This is a genomic window from Shimia sp. CNT1-13L.2 (genome assembly GCF_024331145.1).
Taxonomy (GTDB): Bacteria; Pseudomonadota; Alphaproteobacteria; order Rhodobacterales; family Rhodobacteraceae; genus Shimia.
On the sequence record NZ_JANDJO010000011.1, the window covers coordinates 13,530 to 35,701 of the forward strand.

The 22,172-nt window shown below is 61.7% G+C and carries 23 protein-coding genes; 10 read left to right on the top strand and 13 right to left on the bottom strand.

The features are described from left to right. Positions 1 to 2 precede the first annotated feature (2 nt). A complete protein-coding gene (locus NNA36_RS17375; RefSeq protein WP_255109370.1) occupies positions 3 to 695 on the top strand; it encodes a phosphatidylcholine/phosphatidylserine synthase in 693 nt (230 codons plus the stop codon). Positions 696 to 699: 4 nt separating this feature from the next. On the opposite strand, the gene NNA36_RS17380 is transcribed toward NNA36_RS17375, so the two are convergent. Together NNA36_RS17380 and NNA36_RS17385 are read right to left on the bottom strand one after the other, a co-directional pair. Beyond that, positions 700 to 2,001: a calcium-binding protein gene (locus NNA36_RS17380; RefSeq protein ID WP_255109372.1), complete on the bottom strand. Its 1,302-nt coding sequence runs from the start codon at positions 1,999 to 2,001 to the stop codon at positions 700 to 702. Positions 2,002 to 2,095: 94 nt separating this feature from the next. Then, complete coding sequence (locus NNA36_RS17385; RefSeq protein WP_255109374.1) at positions 2,096 to 2,548, bottom strand: methylated-DNA--[protein]-cysteine S-methyltransferase; 453 nt, start codon at positions 2,546 to 2,548, stop codon at positions 2,096 to 2,098. A gap of 127 nt (positions 2,549 to 2,675) precedes the next feature. Here NNA36_RS17385 and NNA36_RS17390 point away from each other — a divergent pair, with 127 nt between their 5' ends. Together NNA36_RS17390 and NNA36_RS17395 are read left to right on the top strand one after the other, a co-directional pair. Continuing rightward, on the top strand, positions 2,676 to 3,140 hold the full coding sequence (locus NNA36_RS17390) for a hypothetical protein (RefSeq protein WP_255109376.1): 465 nt from the start codon (positions 2,676 to 2,678) through the stop codon (positions 3,138 to 3,140). Positions 3,141 to 3,251: 111 nt separating this feature from the next. Beyond that, entirely contained in the window at positions 3,252 to 4,352 is a 1,101-nt protein-coding gene (locus NNA36_RS17395) for a fasciclin domain-containing protein (protein WP_255109378.1), read from the top strand. A gap of 57 nt (positions 4,353 to 4,409) precedes the next feature. Here NNA36_RS17395 and ileS read toward each other — a convergent pair whose 3' ends face one another. Then, a complete protein-coding gene (gene ileS, locus NNA36_RS17400) occupies positions 4,410 to 7,331 on the bottom strand; it encodes an isoleucine--tRNA ligase (protein ID WP_255109380.1) in 2,922 nt (973 codons plus the stop codon). A 310-nt stretch (positions 7,332 to 7,641) separates the two neighbouring features. Then, positions 7,642 to 8,355, bottom strand: a complete 714-nt coding sequence (locus NNA36_RS17405) for a VIT1/CCC1 transporter family protein (protein ID WP_255109382.1) — start codon at positions 8,353 to 8,355, stop codon at positions 7,642 to 7,644. 131 nt (positions 8,356 to 8,486) lie between these two features. On the opposite strand from NNA36_RS17405, the gene NNA36_RS17410 reads away from it, so the two are divergent. Beyond that, complete coding sequence (locus tag NNA36_RS17410; RefSeq protein WP_255109384.1) at positions 8,487 to 8,900, top strand: group III truncated hemoglobin; 414 nt, start codon at positions 8,487 to 8,489, stop codon at positions 8,898 to 8,900. Between the two features lie 2 nt (positions 8,901 to 8,902). Here the strand turns inward: NNA36_RS17410 and NNA36_RS17415 are convergent, their stop codons facing one another. Both NNA36_RS17415 and NNA36_RS17420 read right to left on the bottom strand, forming a co-directional pair. Beyond that, positions 8,903 to 9,895 carry a YcjF family protein gene (locus NNA36_RS17415; RefSeq protein ID WP_255109386.1) on the bottom strand — a complete coding sequence of 331 codons (993 nt, stop codon included), beginning with the start codon at positions 9,893 to 9,895 and terminating at the stop codon, positions 8,903 to 8,905. Next, on the bottom strand, positions 9,892 to 11,307 hold the full coding sequence (locus NNA36_RS17420) for a YcjX family protein (RefSeq protein WP_255109387.1): 1,416 nt from the start codon (positions 11,305 to 11,307) through the stop codon (positions 9,892 to 9,894). Before NNA36_RS17420 ends, NNA36_RS17415 begins: the two co-directional genes overlap by 4 nt. A gap of 120 nt (positions 11,308 to 11,427) precedes the next feature. On the opposite strand from NNA36_RS17420, the gene truA reads away from it, so the two are divergent. Together truA and NNA36_RS17430 are read left to right on the top strand one after the other, a co-directional pair. Next, complete coding sequence (truA, locus tag NNA36_RS17425; protein WP_255109390.1) at positions 11,428 to 12,195, top strand: tRNA pseudouridine(38-40) synthase TruA; 768 nt, start codon at positions 11,428 to 11,430, stop codon at positions 12,193 to 12,195. A 124-nt stretch (positions 12,196 to 12,319) separates the two neighbouring features. Continuing rightward, complete coding sequence (locus NNA36_RS17430) at positions 12,320 to 13,441, top strand: beta-ketoacyl-ACP synthase III (RefSeq protein ID WP_255109392.1); 1,122 nt, start codon at positions 12,320 to 12,322, stop codon at positions 13,439 to 13,441. Positions 13,442 to 13,768: 327 nt separating this feature from the next. Here NNA36_RS17430 and NNA36_RS17435 read toward each other — a convergent pair whose 3' ends face one another. Then, entirely contained in the window at positions 13,769 to 14,653 is an 885-nt protein-coding gene (locus NNA36_RS17435) for a LuxR C-terminal-related transcriptional regulator (RefSeq protein ID WP_255109394.1), read from the bottom strand. Between the two features lie 2 nt (positions 14,654 to 14,655). Next, positions 14,656 to 15,117, bottom strand: a complete 462-nt coding sequence (locus tag NNA36_RS17440) for a hypothetical protein (protein WP_255109396.1) — start codon at positions 15,115 to 15,117, stop codon at positions 14,656 to 14,658. A gap of 379 nt (positions 15,118 to 15,496) precedes the next feature. Between NNA36_RS17440 and NNA36_RS17445 the strand changes: the two genes are divergently transcribed. Then, positions 15,497 to 16,090, top strand: coding sequence for a thymidine kinase (locus tag NNA36_RS17445; RefSeq protein WP_255109398.1), 594 nt, complete (start codon positions 15,497 to 15,499; stop codon positions 16,088 to 16,090). A gap of 6 nt (positions 16,091 to 16,096) precedes the next feature. On the opposite strand, the gene NNA36_RS17450 is transcribed toward NNA36_RS17445, so the two are convergent. The 5 genes from NNA36_RS17450 to NNA36_RS17470 all read right to left on the bottom strand — a co-directional run bounded on the left by NNA36_RS17450 (position 16,097) and on the right by NNA36_RS17470 (position 19,338). Then, positions 16,097 to 17,050 (bottom strand): D-glycerate dehydrogenase, encoded by a 954-nt coding sequence (locus NNA36_RS17450; RefSeq protein ID WP_255109400.1) that lies wholly within the window; start codon positions 17,048 to 17,050, stop codon positions 16,097 to 16,099. After that, positions 17,047 to 17,385, bottom strand: a complete 339-nt coding sequence (locus NNA36_RS17455) for a tRNA-binding protein (protein ID WP_255109402.1) — start codon at positions 17,383 to 17,385, stop codon at positions 17,047 to 17,049. The genes NNA36_RS17450 and NNA36_RS17455 overlap by 4 nt, the downstream gene beginning before the upstream one ends. Next, positions 17,378 to 18,193, bottom strand: coding sequence for a pyrroline-5-carboxylate reductase (gene proC / locus NNA36_RS17460; protein WP_255109403.1), 816 nt, complete (start codon positions 18,191 to 18,193; stop codon positions 17,378 to 17,380). The genes NNA36_RS17455 and proC overlap by 8 nt, the downstream gene beginning before the upstream one ends. A gap of 31 nt (positions 18,194 to 18,224) precedes the next feature. Beyond that, positions 18,225 to 18,725 (bottom strand): YbjN domain-containing protein, encoded by a 501-nt coding sequence (locus NNA36_RS17465; protein ID WP_255109404.1) that lies wholly within the window; start codon positions 18,723 to 18,725, stop codon positions 18,225 to 18,227. A gap of 373 nt (positions 18,726 to 19,098) precedes the next feature. Further along, entirely contained in the window at positions 19,099 to 19,338 is a 240-nt protein-coding gene (locus tag NNA36_RS17470) for an accessory factor UbiK family protein (protein ID WP_255109406.1), read from the bottom strand. Between the two features lie 95 nt (positions 19,339 to 19,433). On the opposite strand from NNA36_RS17470, the gene lgt reads away from it, so the two are divergent. The 3 genes from lgt to pgeF are packed head-to-tail and all read left to right on the top strand — an operon-like array spanning position 19,434 to position 22,127. Then, the gene (gene lgt, locus NNA36_RS17475; protein WP_255109408.1) at positions 19,434 to 20,318 is read left to right on the top strand and encodes a prolipoprotein diacylglyceryl transferase; all 885 of its coding nucleotides are present in this window, start codon (positions 19,434 to 19,436) and stop codon (positions 20,316 to 20,318) included. After that, the gene (locus NNA36_RS17480) at positions 20,311 to 21,372 is read left to right on the top strand and encodes a class I SAM-dependent methyltransferase (protein WP_255109410.1); all 1,062 of its coding nucleotides are present in this window, start codon (positions 20,311 to 20,313) and stop codon (positions 21,370 to 21,372) included. Before lgt ends, NNA36_RS17480 begins: the two co-directional genes overlap by 8 nt. Then, complete coding sequence (gene pgeF / locus NNA36_RS17485; RefSeq protein WP_255109412.1) at positions 21,369 to 22,127, top strand: peptidoglycan editing factor PgeF; 759 nt, start codon at positions 21,369 to 21,371, stop codon at positions 22,125 to 22,127. Before NNA36_RS17480 ends, pgeF begins: the two co-directional genes overlap by 4 nt. Positions 22,128 to 22,172: the final 45 nt, after the last annotated feature.

Genomic DNA, 22,172 nt, shown 5'->3' on the forward strand with positions numbered 1-22,172 from the left:
CAATGACACCCCAATCCCGTGCCCTGTCCGTTCACCTGTTTACCGCAACCGGCGCCGTTTTCGCCATGCTGGCCATGCTCGCCGCCGTCGACGCCAAGTGGGATCTCATGTTCCTCTGGCTGGTTGTCGCCTTCATCGTGGACGGGTTCGATGGCCCGATGGCGCGTCACTTCCACGTCAAGAAATACGCACCGGAGTTCGACGGGGTATTGCTCGATCTCATCATCGACTACCTGACCTATGTCTTCATTCCTGCCTTTGCCCTGTTCAAATCGGGGCTTATGGGCGGCTGGACCGGATGGGCCTCGATCATCGTGATCACCTTCGCATCCGCCATGTACTTTGCCGACACTCGAATGAAAACAAAGGATAATTCCTTTGCCGGCTTCCCGGGCTGCTGGAACATGGTGGTGCTTGTCATCTTCGCGCTGGAGCCGAACTTCTGGATTTCCTTCGTTCTTGTGTCTGCGCTTGCGGTCTCGATGTTCCTGCCCCTCAAGTTCATCCACCCTGTCCGCACGGAACGCTGGCGCTTCCTGTCACTGCCGATGGCCCTGGCCTGGACATTCTTTGCCGGCTGGGCCGCCTGGGTCGATTTCCACCCCGAAAGCTGGGCGCATTGGGGCCTCGTGGTGACCTCGGTCTACCTCCTGTTCGCAGGCGTCGCACAGCAGCTGCTGCCCAAACGGGGCTGACCCTTCAGAGCAAACCGTCGATGTCGCCAATCGTCAACGTCGTGTTTTCAACGCGAATGAACTGGGTTTCACCAGACGAGTTGGTGTAGCTCACCACCGTGTCGCCGGCCTGCACAGAGACCGAAACATCGGCGCTATTCACACCCTGAAGCCGTAGCGTATCCACACCGACCTCAAAGTCCGCAACGACATCCATGGCCGTAGACGTCGTTCCGCTGTCTCCCTTGTCAAAGACAAAGACATCCGCTCCGGCACCGCCCAAAAGCCTCCCGGCTCCGTCGCCTTCGCTCAGGACATCGTTTCCGCCACCGCCAACCAGCGTATCGCTCCCTGCACCCCCCCTAAGGTCATCCTGCCCGGCCCCGCCACGCAGAACGTCAAAACCGAAACCGCCGTTCAGAACGTCCTTTCCATTGCCCCCAATCAGGGTATCTGCACCGGCCTTCCCCTTGAGCGTGTCGTTTCCTGCACCGCCGCGCAAAAGATCGCCCCCGTTTCCGCCGTCCAGCAAATCCGAGTTACCGCCCCCGATCAAAGTGTCGGACCCGCCGCCTCCGAAAATCCTGTCCGCGCCCTTGCCACCATCAATCCGGTTGGTCCCGTTGTCCCCCCGCAGGACATCCGCGCGCGACGTGCCATTCACATGTTCAACACCGTCCACTGCCGCGGCAATGATGAGAAGCGAGCCAATTCCGTTCAACGATCCGGCAGCCAGATCAACCGAGACGCCCGTCTGGCTTTGAACCGCCGAGGCATCAATGACATCGTCCTTGCCAAGCCCGCCCTTGATCGTGTCGTTGCCGAAGGACACATAGAAAATGTCATCGCCCTGACCGCCTCTGAGGAGGTCGTCAAACTCGCTGCCTTCGATGATGTCATCAAGCGCCCCGCCCTTGTAGGTGACCTGCTCTACAGGGCTGGGAAACAGGATTCCGTAGAACCCCGGATAGTTGTGTGGCTCTGCCCCGCCGTTGTCGCGCTTGGCTTCGGTAAACAAATGGGAAAGCGAGATCCCCGCCCGAAATCGCGCCGCCATGGAAACGTCACCCGTCTGTGAATCGACGAACCGGATACGGTCGGCAAACCCCGTCGCGTGTCCGTTTGCATCCACGCTGAGAGAGTCGCCTTCAAAGAGGAAGGCAAGCTTTGCGGTCAGATCATAGCGCACCGATATGCGCCCTGTGGCTGGATCCGAATCAAGCGTGGCATCATCCGCGCTGTCGACGGCCTTCATCCCATCTATCAGCGTCCGCTGAAACGACGAGGGCAAACCAAGTCCGCTATCTCCCGACACAACAACTGGCATAATACATCCCTCCTATTCTTCCGCGATCCAGGTCGCGTTGAATGGAAGTATAGCACCATTTTCGCCAACCACCGATTGGCGCTGTCCGGCTGGGTCAGAGCAGGAACCCGCCCGCCCCCTCGAGGCGCAAAAGCGCCACCTTGGTCTCGACCCCACCAGCGCCAGAAAACCCGGTCAGCCCCTTCGCCCCCATCACGCGGTGACAGGGAATGATGATCGGGATCGGGTTGCCGCCGCAGGCCTGCCCCACTGCCTGCGCAGGCACGCCCACGTCCTTGGCGATCTCGCCATAGGTGCGGGTATAGCCAAAGGGAATGGCCAGCATCGCATCACAAACCGCCCGCTGAAACGCGCTCCCCTCAACATGCAGTGGCAGATCAAAGACCTCACGCGTGCCAGCAAAATACTCCGCCAGCTGCACCTCGGCCTCCCGTAGCAAAGGGGTCTCATCTGCGCGCCCCTCTCCCCAGTTCAGACGCACAATGGCGCCGTCCTCTTCGACAATCCGCAAACGCCCGACGGGGCTATCAACTGTTCTCTCCGCCATGTCGCAACCCTGCGCCAGCCGCGCGATCCAGACAAGCCGTCACAAACCGTTTGCGCAAGAACCGGGCCAAGAGCATGGATTCATCGCCACACCCCGCGCAGACTGCCAACCCAAGGGAGATTTCATCATGCTCAGAATTGCCGCCAGCCTGTCCGCCCTCGCTCTTGTCGCCGCCTGTGCCACACCAGACGCGACAACCGTCGACGGCGCTGTCATCCACCCCCACACCGATGTCGACAGCCTGCCCGCCTCCTATATTGACGGCAGTTCCGGTTTCACCGGCGTGATTGTCTACGGTGACAAGGGCTACACGGGCCTCGTCGGCGACATCTACTACCCCAGTATCAAGGTCGATGATCAGCCCGTTGGCAAATGCGAAAAACGTCGGGCCATGGTCATCCCGCTGCCACCCGGCACCCATGTCGTATCGGCGCATTCCGAGAACAACGTTGTTCACAATGTCACCCTCGAAGAAGGCCAGATCGCCTATTTCCGCTGTAACTTCCTGCGGATTGGCGGCATCCTCTTCCCGCCTGCGGTGCTTGCACCCGCCGCCGCCGAAACAGCACATGACGTCGTGAACGGCGGCTAATTCCACACGAGGACTTCACGAAGTCGTTACCGCCATTAAGTGATCGGCCCCGCCCCCTCACCCGTATTTCGGGCATTCCAAATGTCCAAAAGTTCACGGGGAGGAACTCACATGGCAAGCATAACCGGCACCGTAATCGCCCTCAGCGATGCAAGCGGCTACGATTCCAATGGCAATGACTTCGACATCCTGCGCGATCTGCTGATCACCGCAGACAGTATCTCGGACCCGCTCTTTCTGAATATCGGCCTTGTCGCCGCGCTCGACACGGTTCCCAACCTCACGGTCTTCGCCCCCGAAGACAATGCCTTCACCGGCCTTGCCACCACCATCGCCTCTGTGACCGGCAACGCGGCGCCCCTGAACGAAGGCGCGACCGTCGGCTTTCTCGCCGATGTGCTGACCCTTCTTGGCAAGGGGGACGCCTCTGGCATCCTGACCGACATCCTCACCTACCACGTCGCCCCCGGCGTCTTTACCCTGAATGACGTGATCGGCCTTGGCGACAACGCCGCCATTGCCACGCTGCTTGGTGAAAACCTCACGACCGACTTTGATACCACCCCGGCAAGCCTGATCGACCTCGACAACGGCCTCGCCAACCCCGGCATCATCGGCACCGACAATCTGGCCGACAATGGCATCATCCACATCATCGACGGCGTGCTCCTGCCCGCCGCGGTGTCGTCGATCCTGACCGCGCCGCACACCGATTTTGAAATCGGCACCGGCAGCAACGAACGCTTCTTCACCGGGCGCGGCAATGACTTTGTCGACGGCAACGGCGGACGCGATTTCATCCGCGCAGGTTCGGGGGATGATGTCGCCATCGGTGGCGCGGGACGCGACGTCCTGAGCGGCCAACGCGGCAATGATGTCCTGATCGGCGAAGAAGGGCGCGACAGGATCTTCGGCGGCCGTGGCGAAGACACAATCGACGGCGGCACCGGCAACGACATCCTCGTCGGTGGCTACGGTGACGACACATTCCGCTTCAAGGCAGGTGACGGAAACGACTACATCCTCGATTTCCGCCCCGGCCACGACGTGATTGACCTGTCGGGCTATGACGGCATCGACAGCTTTGACGACATCGCCCACGACATCCACAAGGGGTTCTTCCGCACCACCATCGATCTCGACGGCAGCGACTCGATCACCCTCGTCGGCTTCTGGGCACGCGGTATCGACGCCGACGACTTCCTGTTCTGATCGCCGACCCTCAAACGAAAAACGCGGCCTCGGGGGGCCGCGTTTCCTGTTTCTGGCTTAGCCAAGCGCCTCGTCACAGCGCCCGCAGACACCTGCGTGGCTGTGGCGCCCGACATCGGGCAGGATCTTCCAGCAGCGCTGGCACTTCTCGCCCTCGGCTTTCTCGAACACCACGCCCACGCCTTCGACTTCCGGCAGGCGGAACGCTTCGGCGGGCATCGGGTCGTTCGACAGGATCACATCCGACACAATACAGATATCGGCAAAGTTCACGCTCTTCAGCGCCTCGATCACCTCTGCATCGCGCACATGCACCACCGGGGCCGCCTCAAGCGACGCCCCGATCACCTTGTCGGTCCGCTGGATCTCAAGCGCCGCAGTCACGACACGGCGCACGTCACGCACCTGCGCCCACTTCGCCGCCAGCGGCTCGTTCAGCCAATCCGCCGGGGTATCGGGGATGTCGACCAGATGCACCGACGATCCCTCGCCCGGGAACCGCTCGAGCCAGACTTCTTCCATGGTAAAGGTCAGCACCGGCGCCAGCCATGTGGTCAGGCGATGGTACAGGATGTCCAAAACGGTGCGGGTCGCCTTGCGACGGGCAGTATCGCCATCACAATACAGCGCATCCTTACGGATATCGAAGTAGAAGGCCGACAGTTCCACGGTGGCAAAGTTGAACACCGCCGAGAACACGCCCTGGAAGTCATAAGCCGCGTAACCGGTGCGCACCTTGTGATCCAGCTCCGCAAGGCGATGCAGAACCCAACGCTCCAGTTCCGGCATCTCCGAAACATCCACGCGATCCGCTTCCGAGAATTCGGACAGCGACCCAAGGATAAAGCGCATGGTGTTGCGCAGACGGCGATAGCTGTCCGCCACCCCCTTGAGGATCTCCGGCCCGATCCGCAGGTCAACGGTATAATCCGACTGGGCCACCCAAAGGCGCAGGATATCCGCACCATACTGTTTGACCACCTGCTCCGGCGCGATGGTGTTGCCAACCGATTTGGACATCTTCATGCCCTTCTCGTCCAGCGTGAACCCGTGGGTCAGAACCCCGCGATAGGGCGCATGGCCAAGGGTGCCACAGGCCTGCAACATCGACGAGTGGAACCAGCCACGGTGCTGGTCGGTGCCTTCAAGATAGAGATCCGCCAGGCCATCCTCCGACCCGTCTTCGCGATCCCGCAGCACAAAGGCATGGGTCGAGCCAGAGTCGAACCACACGTCCAGCACGTCAAAGACCTGCTCGTATTCATCCGGGTTATGGTCATTGCCAAGGAAGCGCTCCTTCGCGCCTTCCTGGTACCAGGCATCCGCGCCTTCGGCCTCGAAAGCTTCGAGAACACGCGCATTCACCGCTTCGTCACGCAGAAGGAAATCCGCATCCGTCGGCAGCGCGCCCTTCTTGGTGAAACAGGTCAGCGGCACACCCCAGGCCCGTTGACGCGACAGCACCCAGTCAGGACGCGCCTCGATCATCGAATACAGGCGGTTGCGGCCAGTCTTCGGCGTCCACTCGACCAACTGGTCGATCGAGGTCAGCGCCCGTTCCCGGATGGTCTTGCCATACTGGTCCTTGCCATCGTTCACCTCACGGTCGACGCTGGCAAACCACTGCGGCGTGTTGCGGAACACGATGGGTGCCTTCGAACGCCACGAGTGCGGATAAGAGTGCGAGACACGCCCACGCGCAATGATGCCGCCCGCCTCGACCAGCTTGGCGATCACCGCGTTGTTGGCTTTGCCTTCCTTGCCCTTGCGATCAAAAACCTGAAGCCCCGCAAAGAACGGCACATGCGGCAGGAATTCCGATTCCTCACCCACATTGTGCGTCATGCGGTCGATCCAGTTGCGCGCGACAAAGGCTTCATAGTCGTCGGCACCATGGCTGGGTGCGGTATGCACAAAGCCCGTCCCTGCATCGTCGGTCACGTGATCACCATCGATCATCGGAACCTCGTAGTCCCAGAAGCCATCGGCGCCCTCAAGACCATTGAACGGGTGCTTACAGATCAGCGCGGCCATTTCGTCCGCAGCCACGTCACGCACACGCGCAAATTCGGTCACGCGGGATTTGCCAAGCGCATCTTCGGCCAGCGCATCCGCAAGGATGTAAAGCTGCCCCGCTGCGGTCCAGCTTTCTTCCTCGGTCGCATCCACGCGATAAAGGCCATAGGCAATCTTCTTGTTGTAAGCGACCGCCTTGTTCGACGGAATGGTCCAGGGGGTCGTGGTCCAGATCACGACACGCGCCTCGGCCAGATCCCCTTCGGCATTGGCAAACGAGAACGGCACCCAGATCGTGTGCGACTTGTGATCGTGATACTCGATCTCCGCCTCGGCCAGCGCGGTCTTTTCAACCGGCGACCACATCACCGGCTTCGAGCCCTGGTACAGCGTGCCGTTCATCAGGAACTGCATGAATTCTTCCGCGATGATCCGCTCGGCGCGGAAATCCATCGTCAGATAGGGCTTCGACCACTTGCCGGTGATGCCCAGACGTTTGAACTCCTCGCGCTGCACGTCGATCCAGCCATCCGCGAACTTGCGGCACTCCTGGCGGAAATCGACAACCGGCACGTCGTCCTTGTTCTTGCCCTTCTTGCGGTACTGTTCCTCGATCTTCCATTCGATCGGCAGACCGTGACAGTCCCAACCGGGGATGTAACGGGCATCCTTGCCCATCATCTGCTGGCTGCGCACCACCATATCCTTGAGGATTTTGTTCAGCGCGTGACCGATATGCAGGTGCCCGTTGGCATAGGGCGGGCCATCGTGCAGGGTAAAGCTCTCGCGCGGGGTGCCCGCCGCCTTGGCGTCCTCCGCCTTCTGGCGCAGCGTATCGTAGATGCCGATCTCCGCCCAGCGCTTGAGCCATTCCGGCTCGCGTTTGGGAAGACCTGCGCGCATCGGGAAATCGGTCTTCGGCAGGTTCAGCGTGTCTTTATATTCAGGTGTCTCGGCGCACATCTTTGGCGTCCTTGCAATGGTCGTATCTTGTCAGGGATGAGGGGCGGCGCGGTATCCCATACGCCTTGTCCCGGCGGCTCGTCTGGATCAGAGCGCCGGGCATATAATTCGAATAATGATCGCGAAAGGGCGTGTCATCATGGCCCGCGTTATAGGCCCCAGCCGCAGCAGGGTAAAGCCTCAAAGCTCGCGGCAATTGCACTCTCACAGGCTTCTTCTTGGCCCCAATACCCCGGGGGTCCGGGGGCCGCGCCCCCGGCGCTTCCACACCGGCACAACGACCTCGAAAAGCCGTCCGCGAACCGGCGCCCTAGCCAAGGTGGAACAACGTCCCCACCGCATAGGCAATCGCCGCCGCCACGCCACCAATCCCCAGCGTCTCAAGCCCCGACCACCACCAGGCGACAAGCGCCCAGCGGCTCTTCAACGCACCAATGCCAAAGAACACGCCCGCGGTGGCAATAGCTGAATAAAGGAAAGCATCCTCTAACCCGAAAACAAACGGAATCAAGGGGATAACACCCGCCGTAATAAAGGCCACAAAGGTCATCACAGCCGCCTTCCACGGGTGCGGATCGACACTGGCCAAGCCGTATTCCCCCTCCAGCATCAGCTGCACCGAGGCCTCCTCACTGGCCGCGATCGCATCCGTCGCCGCCTCGAGAACCTCCCCCTCAAGCCCTTTCAGACGCAGGATTTCACGGATCTCCAGACGCTCGCCTTCCGGGTAGTCCCGCAAGTGCCGCCGCTCCACCTCACGAAGCCGCGCCAGATCGTCCAGTTCCGCCTTGGTCGCGGAAAAATTGCCCGCTGCCATGGAAAACCCGTCGGCCAGCACATTGGCAAAGCCAAGCGCCACGATCACCCAGGGGTCCAGCCCCGCGCCCGCCACCCCGGCGATGATGGCGAATGTGGTGATCGAGCCGTCGATCCCCCCATAGACAAGGTCGCGCAGAAACCCTCTTCCGCGCGGTGCACCGATCCGGGCTTGGACATCGTCCTGGCTGTGGCCATGCTCCACCATGCCCCTACCCTAGCGCCATTTCCGTCGAATTCCTTGCGCTAGGTCAACGGTGGCCCGCGCCGCTTGCGCTATGGCCCTTTCAATCCCGAACGCGAACACCCAAATGCACCACAGGACGAAAGGAAACGCACATGTCCAACCCCTTGCAGATGTTCGACATCACCGCGGAACAGATCGACACGGTCATGACCGCCTTCTATGCCCGTATCCGCACCCACGAGGTTCTGGGGCCGGTCTTTGCCGCCCATATCGCCGATGACGCCTGGCCCGAACACGAGGCCAAGATCGCCGGTTTCTGGCGCAACGCGATCCTGAAAGAGCGTAGCTACAACGGCAATCCGATGATGACCCACATGCAAAGCCCGCATGTGCAGCCCGAACATTTCGAACTCTGGCTCGCCCTGTTCGACGAAGTTCTGACAGACACTCTGCCGCCCCTCACCGCACGGCAATTCTCGGCCCTTGCGCACCGCATCGGCGAGGGCCTGCGCTATGGTCTGCAAAACGTCCGCCAACGCGCCGGTGCCGTGCCGGTTCTCGACTGACCTCAGCCTCCGAAAAGCCCGGTCAGCGCCCGTTTGACAAGGCCGCTGACACCGGGCCGCTTGGTTGCCACGAATGGCAGCGGGCGGCAGACTTCCATGGCCGCCACGCCCACGCGTGCGGTCAGGGCACCGTTGACAAGGCCCTCGCCAAACCGGCGGCTCACCTTGGCAAGCGCCCCGCCCCCGGCCAGCGATCCGATCAGGTCATCACCCACGGCCACGGCCCCTGTCGCCACAAGATGCGTCATCACCGCCCGCAGCAAGCGCCAGCTTCCAAGCGTGCCCGCGCGTCCGCCGTAAACCTCGGCGATACGGCGGATCATGCGGATATTCGCGGTCAGGGCAGTCACCACATCCGCCAGCGCCAGCGGAACAAGCGCCGTCACGGTCGCCACCTGCCGCGCCGCCGCCTCGATCTCGGCCTCTGCCGCAAGGTCCAGCGGGCGCAACAGTTCCGTCTCGGCCAGCCCCAAAAGCGCATCGGCATCCATCACGTCGCCGCGTCGCTCGCTCAGGCGTTGCCGCCCCCATGCCGTATCCTCGCGCCCGGCATAGAGCCGCTCCATCTGGTCAACAACCCTGCGCGCCGCCTTCAGGTCTTTTGACGCCAGCGCCCTATCCGCCTGCGCCTTCAGCGCATCAACCCGACGCAATCGCGCAAACCCGGCTAATTCTTTAAGGGCAATCGCCAGCGCCACCAGCACAAAGGCCCCTACAAGCCCCGTCACCAACCAGCCCAGCATGGGCGAGCGGGCAATCAACCCCGTCACGAAATCCCAGGCGGCAACCGACACCACGGTCGACAGCAACAGGCCCAGCAAAGCCCAAAACCACCGCGCCAGCCGCGACGGCGGGCGTGCTGCCAGACGCGCCGCCACCTGCATCGCCTGTCCTTCGGGCACGGGCTCGGCGATATCCGGCACCGGCGGCGCCTCGGCCACCGATGGTGCGAGATCCTCATTTTCAAGGTCGATCAGAACCGGCCCCTTGCTCATAGCTTGTCTCCCACGAGGAATTCGATGGCCCGATCCAGCCGGATATGCGGCGGCCCTTCACCGGGCTTCAGCGTCAGCTTGGCAGGCGCAAAGTTCATCACCTGATACTCCCCGTCCAACCACCGTTCCGCCCCGTCCCGCGCTGGCGTCAACAGGTGGCTGGGGTCTTCCGGCAGGTCGCCGGGATAAAACGCCGCCTGCTTGCCGCTCTCCAGAAGCGTGCCGCGCACACAGTCCAACTCGCGCCCCTCGTGGCGCAGCGTCTCTTCCGTCGTCGCCCGCACAGATGCCAGCGCAAGCGCCCGCGTCTCCGCCCCGGCAAACCGCGCCCGATCTGCCGCGTCACGGGTCAGCGCCTGCATGATCGCGGTCAACTGTGGATGTTGCTGGTGATGCAGATGGTCTGCCTTGGTCGCCGCAAACAACAGCTTTTCCACCCGCTTGCCCCGCAACAGCCGCGCCAGAAAGCCGTTTGATCCCGGCCGGAAGGCCTCCAAAGTGTCGGCCATCGCCCCGCGCATGTCCTCGACAGCCTGCGGCCCTTTGTGGATCGCGCCCAGCGCATCCACCAGAACCACCTGCCGATCGATCCGGGCAAAATGATCGCGGAAGAACGGCTTGACCACCTTCGCCTTGTAGGCTTCGAACCGCCGCTCCATCTCGCGCCACAACGACCGCCGCGGCATACCGCTCTGGTCCGGCAAGGGCGCAAAGGTCAGCACCGGAGACCCCGCCAGATCCCCCGGCAACAGGAACCGCCCGGGCGTGCAGCCATAATACCCCGCCTCACGCGCCGCATTCAGATAGGCCGTGAAACTCTCTGCAAGCGCCTTCGCCCTTGGCTCCTCAAGGGCCTCTGCGGCATCAATTTCCTTGACCAGACCACGAAACGCCACCGCCTCTTCACGGTTGGCAATCCGCGCCAGCGCCTCTTCTGACCACTGCGCATAAGACTTGTCCATCAACCCGAGGTCCAACAACCACTCACCGGGATAATCGACAATATCAAGGTGGATCGTCCGCGGCCCCTGCAAGCCCCCCAGCAATCCAGAAGGCCGCACCTTCAGAGACAGCCGCAACTCGCTCACCGCCCGTGTGCTGTCCGGCCATTGCGGCGACGGTCCCGTCAGGGCACCCAGATGCGTTTCATAGTCGAACCGGGGCACCGTATCATCCGGCTGCGGCTGCAGATAAGCCGCCTCGATCCGCCCCTCGGCATTGGCCACCAACCCCGGCATGCGTCCGCGATCAAGCAGGTTTGCCACAAGCGACGTGATGAACACCGTCTTGCCCGAACGCGCCAGACCAGTGACCCCCAACCGTATCACCGGCTCGAAAAAGGTTTCCGAAATCGTATCGCCAACCGCCTCGACGCTGCGCGTCACGCCGTCGGCAAGCGTGGAAATCACCACATCTGCCCCCTATGCCATCTGTCTCAAACCTATGCAGCGACCCACCTCTTTACTAGGGGGGAAGCACGTCGCATCACTCCCCGTCTTTTCCTTGACGATCAGATGCGCTAAGCGCGTCCCATGCCTAGGATCGCGCTCAAAGTCGAATATCACGGTGCCCCCTTTGCCGGCTGGCAAAGGCAGGCCGATCAACCCTCGGTGCAGGGCGCCATCGAAGACGCGCTGGCCAAGCTGGAAAAAGGCCCGCACACCATTGCCGCTGCCGGCCGCACCGACGCGGGTGTTCACGGTCTGGCACAGGTGGCCCATTGCGACCTCCAGAAAGACTGGGATCCTTTCCGCCTCTCCGAGGCGCTGAACTTCCACCTCAAACCCCTGCCCGTCGCCATCGTTGACGCCAAGCGGGTTGATGATGACTGGCACGCCCGTTTCTCGGCCACCGAACGCCGCTATCTGTTCCGCCTGCTGATGCGCCGCGCCCCGGCCACCCATCAGGCCGGACTGGTCTGGCAGGTCAGCCATCAACTCGACGCCGACGCCATGCAGGCGGGGGCTGATATGCTGATCGGCAACCACGATTTCACCACCTTCCGCAGTTCGATCTGTCAGGCCGCCAGCCCGGTCAAAACACTTGATGAACTGCGGGTGGAACGGGTCGAAACCCTTTGGGGGGCCGAAGTGCATTTCCACGTGCGCGCCCGGTCCTTCCTGCACAACCAGGTCCGCAGCTTCGTCGGCACCCTTGAACGGGTCGGTGCAGGCGCCTGGTCGCCCGAAGATGTGCGTGACGCGCTGGAAGCCTGCGACCGTGCCGCTTGTGGTCCGGTCTGCCCGCCACAGGGCCTTTACCTTGCTGGCGTCGGCTACCCTGACAATCCCTTCGCCTGACCTCCGCATTCCCGCGAAACAAGGGAAAATCTCAGATTCCCGCCGAGGTTTCCCCTAGGGCATCCCTTGACCATTCCTCGTGCTATATTGATTGCTAGACGCCACCACAGCCACGAGGTCCGCCATGTTCAATCCCGTCATCACCGGCACCGGTGTCTTCACTCCGGAACAGATCATCACCAACGACGAGTTGGTCGAGACCTTCAATGCCTACGCTGACCTGATGAACGCGCAAAACGCCGAGGCCATCGCCGCCGGCGAGATGGAACCGATGGAACACTCGTCTTCCGAGTTCATCGTCAAGGCCTCGGGCATCGAACAGCGCTACGTGATCGACAAAACCGGCGTGCTTGACCCCAAGGTCATGCACCCGCTGTTCCGCGAACGCGCGGATGGCGAGATTTCCCTGATGGCGGAAATGGCGGTTGATGCCTGTCACAAGGCCCTGGCCGAAGCCCAGGTCGACGCCTCGGAAATCGACCTTGTGATCTGTGCCGCTTCGAACATGGAGCGCGCCTATCCCGCCGTTGCCATCGAAATCCAGCAGGCGCTTGGTGCCGGCGGCTTTGCCTTCGACATGAACGTCGCCTGCTCTTCGGCCACCTTCGGCATTCAGGCCGCCGCCGACATGGTCCGCTCCGGCTCGGCCAACAAGGCGATCGTGGTCAATCCCGAAATCTGCTCGGCTCACCTCGAATGGCGCGACCGCGACTGCCACTTCATCTTCGGTGACGTCGCCACGGCCACCGTGATCGAACGCGACAGCGACGCCAAGGGTGACTACTTCGAGATCCTCTCGACCCGCTGCGCCACCGAATTCTCGAACAACATCCGTAACAACAACGGCTACCTGCGCCGGTCACGTCCCTATGGCATGGAAGACCGCCGCGACATGCAGTTCATGCAGAACGGTCGCAAGGTGTTCAAGGAAGTGCTGCCGATGGTCTCCAAACACATCCTCGACCACATGGCCGACAACGGCGTTCAAAGCGACGATCTGAAACGCATCTGGCTGCATCAGGCCAACAAGACGATGAACGATTTCATCGGCAAAAAGGTTCTCGGGCGCACCCCGGAAGCCGGCGAACAGCCCAATATCCTTCAGGATTACGCCAACACATCCTCGGCCGGATCGATCATCGCCTTCGCGCAGAACTCCAAGGATCTCGAGTCTGGCGACACCGGCCTGATCTGCTCATTCGGCGCCGGATATTCCGTGGGATCGATTATCGTTCGGCGACACTAGAGTGACGCTAAGTCAACCTATGGTAGATACTGTCAATATTTGTAGGGCTGCCTGCAAAACCTGTCGAAATTGACAGTATAATTTCACCCCTAGGTGCGGTTTCCCATACTTACAAATGGCGCCACTGTAGATACTCTAATTCTCGGTAGGCACCTCGCCAAAACCGGTTCCCCAGACTGGTCGCGGCCGCATCAATCCAAGGGTGCAGACCACCTTCCCCTGCTGTGCATCCCGTGCAGTAGATCGGGCGTAGTATTCTTGATGCGTCCGGTTTTCCGTGAGAAGATCTTTTTTCACCTAAGCAAGGGTGTCTCCCCAGGAGGCACCCTAATTTCTTGTGCGAATACGAATCGTATCCCCCGAACGCCCCGGCAACCCCATCTCGACCCGGATCGCCTGGGCTTCATCCTGACGAGACAGCGGATCGGGCAGAATGCCCATGCTCATCGCCAACGCCGCCAACTCAGACCGGTTCGAAAGCCCCGTCTTTTTCAGAATATTGTTCATCCGCTGCCGCACCGCGGACACCGAAACCCCAAGTTCCTCGGCAATCACCTTGTCCTGAAGCCCCGTGCCGATCATCCGCAGCAACTCGCGCTGCTTCTCGGTGATCTTGTTGCGCTCCGAAAACTCGCCGGCGAAATGGGTCATGTAACGCTGGTGCCCCGACAGGGCCGCAGCATGCAGGGTCCAGCCATGCATGCGGATAATCTGCTCCATCTCGCGTTTCGAATGATTGCCCGAAAAGGTGATCAGTGCCGCCTGTGGCGGGGCATGAACCCTGAGCGGAATGGAGAACCCAGACCTCAGACCGCGCCGCGCTGCCTCTTGCAACACCTTGTAGCGCCCATGGGGAATATGACGATAGTCCTCGGCAAACTCGACACCCACGGCGATGGGAGTCAGAAAATGCATGGCGTGACTGCGGAAATAAGACCACTTGGCCAGATCGGGATCGGCATTGATCGAATTCAGCCAGCTGGAATCATAGGACGTGCGGATGAACTGGGTTTTCTTCCAGTTCGAATAGCTGCTTGCCGAGATCAGATCCACGTAAGGCAGGTTAAGCTGGATTCCCAACTCAACGATCAACCGCCACACGTCAGACGTATGGCGGGTGTTTTCCAGGTCCGTCAGGAAATCACGCAGGATTTCGGGGGTATAGGATTCAGCCGCCACAAGCGGACGCCGTCCTGCCTCCCCCCCAGCCATGCTCAGGTGGTTTCTTCTTCGAGGTGCAGCTTCATGTCCAAAAGCACCTGTTGCAGCGCCACGGTTTCCTTCAGCAGACGCTTGGCCTCGTTCATGGTGATGATGCCGTCCTCGATCGACTGGCTGTATTCCGCCATCAGGATCGCAAACCGCTGGCTCAGCGCGATCACATCGGCATTCACACCGCCGCTGCGATCATCACTGTTGCGGCGCCTGTCATCGTAAGACAGGGTGATGCCCTTCAACTCGGCCAGAGCCGCCGTGACATGCGGATACGACGCCGCCTCTTCCAGGTGCGCCACGGCATCGATGGGCATGAAACGGTCTAAGTGTTCGGGGTTGTGCGAATAGTAGCGTCCTAAGGTGGCCTTCGACTTTCCGGTCAGTTCACAGGCCGCTTCAATGCCCACGTCCTTGACCAGCGCCTCGGAATGTTTCTTCAGGTAGGAACCTACTGCACCCATACTCATGTCCCCCAACAACATGTGATCCCCTTTCGGGGAATTAGACAATTCGTTTCCCCTTAAAGGCTTATTAACAAAATGTCATTTGTAAAGTGTTCCGTCACAAACCGGGACGTCCGGTCACTGCCCCTCGGAAACAGTGATTGGGATTGGGGGACGTCTTTCCGCGCATCCATCCAGCGGAGACGGTTCGTCGGTTGGTAACAAGTTTGGCCTTTCATCCATCCCCAGAGACCCTGTCTCGTGGAAGGCCGGTTAAGGGAATCCGACGAAACCGGAGCGGCCATATCTGGCGGCTTCCGGTCCCTTTTCCCCCGGGGGCCAGAACCTGCTTCAACCCTCTTGCGACTCTCCCGCCCCCCGGCCTATCAACCTGTCCATGGCCAAACTCTATTTCCAGTATTCCACCATGAACGCCGGCAAATCGACGGTGCTTCTGCAAGCGTCCCACAACTACCGTGAACGCGGCATGGACACCTATCTGCTGACAGCGCAATTCGACAATCGCGAGGGGGTTGGCAAGATCGCATCGCGCATCGGCATCAGCGCCGAAGCCGATACCTTCGCGCCCGGCCAAGACCTCTACCAAAAGATCGAAGCACGCCAGTCTCAAGGCGAAATTGCCTGTGTTTTCATAGACGAAGCGCAATTCCTGGAAGAAGAACAGGTCTGGCAGCTGGCCCGCGCCGTCGACGATCTGCGCGTCCCCATCATGTGCTATGGCCTGCGCGTCGACTTTCAGGGCAAGCTGTTCCCCGGCTCCGCCGCGCTCCTCGCTCTGGCCGATGAAATGCGCGAAGTCCGCACCATCTGCCACTGCGGGAAAAAAGCCACGATGGTGGTGCGACAGGACGAAGACGGAAACGTGCTCCGCGACGGCGCACAGGTCCAGATCGGCGGCAATGAAACCTATGTCTCGCTGTGCCGCCGCCACTGGCGCGAAGCCATGGGCGACCTGCCGAAACCGGACTGATCCCGCTTACACCTGATTGGGCATCCTGCGCCCATCAGCAAAGGCCTGAAGGTTCTCGACCGCCATCATCCCCATGTTGGTGCGCACCTCCAAAGCCGCCGTGCCAAGGTGTGGCAACAGGACAACGTTTTCCATCAACCGCAGGGCCTCGGGCACCTCGGGTTCCTTTGCGTAAACATCAAGACCCGCGCCACCAATCGCCTTGGTCTGCAGGGCATGGATCAGCGCAGGCTCGTCCACGACATCCCCGCGGGCGATGTTGATGAAATAGGCATCCCTGTGCATCGCGTCGAACACCTTCGCCCCGATCAGGTTGCGGGTCTCCGCCCCGCCCGGAACAGCCGTAACAAGGAAGTCGACGTGATGCGCAAGGTCCGCCAGATCCTCGACCTGCTGCGCATCGAACTCCATCGATTTGGGCGAGCGGTTGAAATACTTCACCTTCATGCCGAACCCGAAATAGCACCGCTGGGCAATCGCCTGTCCGATCCGTCCCATGCCAACGATCCCCACGGTCTTGCCCGACATATGCATGCCCAGCATTTGGGTGGGATGCCATCCCTCCCACTGACCAGAGCGTACCAGCCGCTCGCCTTCACCGGCACGCCGCGCGCACATCAGCATCAAGGTCAGCGCCACATCCGCCGTGGCATCGGTCACCGCGCCAGGCGTATTGCTTACCGCGATGCCGGCCTTGTTGGCCGCCGCCACGTCGATGTGGTTGTACCCAACCCCAAAGTTGGCAAGCACCTTGCACCGCGGCTCCGGCACGTCGGCAAACACCGAGGCCGAGAACATATCGCCCAGCGTCGGCAGGACAGCATCGAAATCGCGCAGACAGCGGCGCAACTCTTCGTCGTTCAGCGGACGGTTCGACTGGCGCACCGACACATCCCATGTGCCGCGTGCAACCTCGATCACCCGCTCTGGAAGGGGCCGTGTGATATAAAGGCGTTTCAATGCATCCGCCCCCCGTTCGGCACCGGCTTGTCCGGGCCGGCCAATACCACATTGCCCTCTTCATCCTGAAAGCCCAGAACAAGGATTTCGGACATGAACTTGCCAATCTGGCGCGGCGGGAAATTCACCACCGCCATGACCTGCTTTCCAATAAGGGCTTCGGGATCATAATGCTGCGTGATCTGGGCCGAGCTTTTGCGCTCGCCGATCTCGGGGCCGAAATCGACCCAGACCTTGATCGCCGGTTTGCGCGCCTCGGGGTAAGGTTCGGCGCGCACCACAGTGCCGACGCGAATATCCACTTTAAGAAAATCGTCGAATTCAATCTCAGCCATTGGCCAACTCTCTACTTCGCTCCGCAGCCGCGGCCACGGTTTTCACCATCAATGGCGGCAATCCTGCCGCATCATCCATCAACACTTCAAGCCCCGCCTGCGTTGTCCCGTTGGGCGAGGTCACGTTCACGCGCAACTGCGCCGGGGTTTCATCCGCGCTTTCGGCCAGGGCCCCTGCCCCCGCCACCGTCGCCTTTGCCAGCGCCATCGCCAGCTCCGGCGCAAGCCCCTGCGCTTCGCCCGCAGCCGCCAGCGTCTCGATCATGTGGAACACATAAGCCGGACCAGACCCGCTCACGCCGGTCACCGCATCCATCTGCCCTTCGCTCTCAAGCCGCACCACCTGGCCGACCGCCTCCAGAAGGCTCTGCGCCAGATCCATCTGCGCCGCGGCGGCCCTGGTGTTGCCGATGATCGCGGTGATTCCCTTGCCCACCGCCGCTGGCGTATTCGGCATCGCCCGGATCACCGGCGTGTCCGCGCCCAGAACCTCTTCGTAATGCGCAATGCCAATCCCCGCCGCGACCGACACGAAAAGCGTCTCGCCATTGCCCATCGGCTGCAACACCGGCAGCGCCTCGGCCATAATCTGCGGTTTGACGGCAACCAGAACAATCGCGGGCTGTGCGGGCAATTCAACATTCACATGCACACCCGACGCCTGAACCCAGTCGCTCGGATAGGGATCCTGCACCCAGACCGAGGATGCCGGCAGCCCGTCCTTGAGCCACCCCTCCAGCATGGCCGATCCCATCTTGCCACACCCAAGCAGAACGAGTCCCCGTTCCGCGACAAAACTCATATCCATGAAATCCCCCTGATTGTCTCAGGCGGAAGTGTTACGCGCGCCCGTAGGCCTCTGCAATGGCGACCTGCATCGCGTCTTCAACGGTCCGATCTCCCCAGACCACAAGCTGGAACGCCGGATAGAAACGCTCTGCGCTCATCACGGCCACGCGGATCATCGTGTCGATCTGATCGGGACTCGCCACCTGGCCACCCGCCAGCACGAGGCCATAGCGGAAGATCATCAGCTGCTGCTGCGCCCAATAGGTAAAGGCCCCGGCCCAGCACTGGTCGTTCACCGCGTTCAGCGCCTCGTAAAGCTTGGGCTCGCTGCCCTCTGGCGGTTCCATCTCGAAGGAACACACAAGCCTCAGGGTCTCGTCATAGTCCGACCACGCCAGCGTGATCGAATACGTCCGCCACTGCCCTTCAACCGCCATGGCAATCTGGTCATCCCCAAGCCGGTCAAAGCTCCAGTCGTGATGCTCCGCGATATGCTCGACGATATCAATCGGGTGAATGTCTTCCTCAAGGAAATCTTCTGACAATGCCATGGCGCCACCTCTTTCTTTGTTGCGCCCGAGGATTGGCAGCTCCCCAAGCGATTGGTGCCTGCTCTAGGGAAAGGGTACATACCGCCTCCCCTTACCAGATATGGTGCTGTGCCAAGGGGTGACCTGTAAAGCAAAATATTTGTGGATAACGCAATTTGTTGTGGATTAAACTTGGGAAGACACAAGAAACAGTCACAGTTTCATGCCTGACGCAGAAGACCTGCGCCGCGCCAGCAAGGTTTTTCGAAAATTTTGGGGAAATACAGCGCCCTTCCCAAGGACAGGGCGCTTTGTTCTTCGCACCACGGGCGAATCCCGCCCGCCTTCGCGCGAAATCAGGGGATCGGGCCGGCGCACACCGGCCCTCATCCGATCACTTGTTCTCAAGTGCCTCGAGACGGGCCTTCAGGGCCTCGTTTTCCTCGCGGGCCTTCTGGGCCATCGCGCGCACCGCGTCGAATTCCTCGCGGGTCACGAAATCGCGTTCCGCCAGCCAGCGGTCCATCAGCGATTTCATCGCGTTCTCTGCTTCGTCCTTCGCGCCCTGTGCAACGCCCATCGCGTTGGTCATCAGCTGCGAAATATCATCCATGATCTTGTTGCGGGTCTGCATGTGAGTCTCCGGCATTTCTGTTGGCCTCTATATGGGGTGCATTCTGCCGCTGCACAATGGTTGACTTCGTCGCGTGCCCATGGCCAACAGGGGCCATGCGCGCCACGATCCCCTTCCCCGACCTGTCGCCCGAGATTTTCTCGGTGTCCCTCTTTGGCATGGAACTGGCCCTGCGCTGGTACGCGATGGCCTATATCGTCGGGATCGTGCTGGGCTGGCGGCTGGTTGTCATGGCCCTGAACCGTTCACACCTCTGGGGGCCGCACGGTGCACCGATGACCGTGCGCCAGTGCGAAGACCTGCTGACATGGGTCATTCTGGGGGTCATCGCCGGTGGCCGCCTCGGGTATGTGCTGTTCTACAAACCCGGCTATTACCTCGCGAACCCCGCCGAAATCCCGATGGTCTGGCAGGGTGGCATGGCCTTCCACGGCGGCCTTCTCGGTGTCATCATCGCCGCGTGGATGTGGTCGCGCAAAGAGTCTGTCGCGCGTCTGCCTCTGGCCGACGCAATGGCCCTTGGCGTTCCGGCGGGCCTTCTGCTCGGACGTATCGCCAACTTCATCAACGCCGAACTCTGGGGCCGTCCCACCGATCTGCCCTGGGCCGTGGCCTTTCCCGGCTATGGCGCACAGGACTGCGGACAGGCCCTCGGCGAAATCTGCGCCCGCCACCCCTCGCAACTCTACGAAGCCCTGCTCGAAGGCCTGATCCTTGGCGCCGTCCTGATCTGGCTGGCTTGGCGCCGCCAAGCCCTCCAGCGCCCCGGCACCATTGCCGGCACCTTCTTTGCCGGCTACGGCCTTGCCCGCTTCCTCGTGGAATTCGCCCGCCAGCCCGACGCCCAGTTCATTTCTGAAGGCAACCCGCTCGGCCTTGCCCTTCATATCGGCGGCTATGGCCTCACCATGGGCCAGATCCTCTCGATCCCGATGATCCTCCTCGGCCTCTGGCTCGTGCGGAAAGCACGCAATGGCTGATCTGAAAACCATCCTTCTTGGCCGCATCGCCCAGACCGGCCCCATGTCGCTGTCTGACTACATGGCCGAATGCCTCCTGCACCCGGACCACGGCTACTATGCCACCCGCGATCCGCTTGGGGCCGAAGGCGATTTCACCACCGCCCCCGAAATCTCGCAGATGTTTGGCGAGATGATCGGCCTCTGTCTGGCCCAGTCCTGGCTGGATCAGGGCCGCCCCGCCCCCTTCACATTAGCCGAAGCAGGACCGGGCCGTGGTACCCTGATGGCCGACATCCTGCGCGCCACCCGCGCCGTTCCCGGATTTACCGAGGCCGCAGAGGTCCACCTGATCGAAGCCTCGCCCACCCTGCGCGCCAAACAACGCGCGCTGCTGGGCGACGCGCCCACATGGCACGACAGCATCACCACCCTGCCCGAGGATCAGCCGCTGTTCTTTATGGCCAACGAGTTCTTCGATGCCCTGCCCGTGCGCCAGTTCATCCGCACCGGCCCCGCATGGTCCGAACGCATGGTCGGCAGCGAAAACGACAGCCTCGCATGGGGCCTTGGCAAACCTGCCCCGCACCCCGCGCTGGTCCATCGCCTTGAGGACACGAAAGACGGCGATCTCATCGAATTCTGCCCCGCCGCCGCACCAATCATCCAGGCCATCGGCGCCCGAATCGAAACCCACGGCGGCACCGCCCTCATCATCGACTACGGTGACTGGCGCTCGCTCGGCGACACGCTTCAGGCGCTTTCTGCCCACGAACCCGTTGACCCGCTCGACAGCCCCGGCATGGCCGACCTCACCACCCACGTCGATTTCGAAGCCCTCGCCAACGCCACCCCCTCGGCCCATAGCCGCCTGACCGCACAGGGGGTTTTCCTCGAACGCCTTGGCATCACGCAACGCGCCCAGACCCTCGCCGCCCGCCTCAGCGACGCCGCGCTCGAGTCACACATCGCCGCGCATCGCCGCTTGACGCACCCGCATGAAATGGGAAACCTGTTCAAAGTCCTCGCCCTCTTTCCCAAGGGCAAACCACCACCGCCGGGATGTGAAACATGACGCTCGAGATCCTGACATCCGACGCATTGGCGCCCCTGCGCCACGGCTTCTTCACCCGCAAGGGCGGGGCCTCGTCCGGCGTATTCCATGGCCTGAACTGCGGCACCGGCAGCAGCGATCAGGCGGAAATCGTCCACATCAACCGCACCCGCGTGGCCGAGGCGATGGACACTCACCTCGACCAACTCGCCACCGTGCATCAGGTCCATTCCGCCGATGTCGTGGTGATCGAAGAGCCCCATACCGGGGATCGCCCCAAGGCCGACGCCATGGTCACCCGCACCCCCGGCGTGATCCTTGGTATCCTCACCGCCGATTGCCAGCCCGTCCTCTTTGCCGACCCGCAGGCCGGTGTCGTCGGCGCGGCCCATGCCGGATGGCGCGGTGCCCTTGATGGCGTGCTCGAAGCCACGCTCGACGCGATGGAAAGCATCGGCGCGAAACGCGGCAACACCATCGCCGTGATTGGCCCCTCGATCAGCCAGCGCGCCTACGAGGTCGGCCCCGAGTTCCTCGACGATTTCCTCGCCGAAGACGTGGACAACAGCCGCTTCTTCATCGGCGGCAAGGACGACCGGATGATGTTCGACCTGCCGGCTTACGGCCTGCACCGCCTGCACAGGGCCGGCGTGCGCGATGCCGAATGGACCCGCCACTGCACCTATTCCGATCCCGACCGCTTCTTCTCGTACCGCCGCACCACCCACGCCGGCGAAGCCGACTATGGCCGCCTGATCTCGACCATCCGTCTGTGATCCCCTGCCCGAAAATCTTCCGCGTATTTTCCTAGAATCTGACCT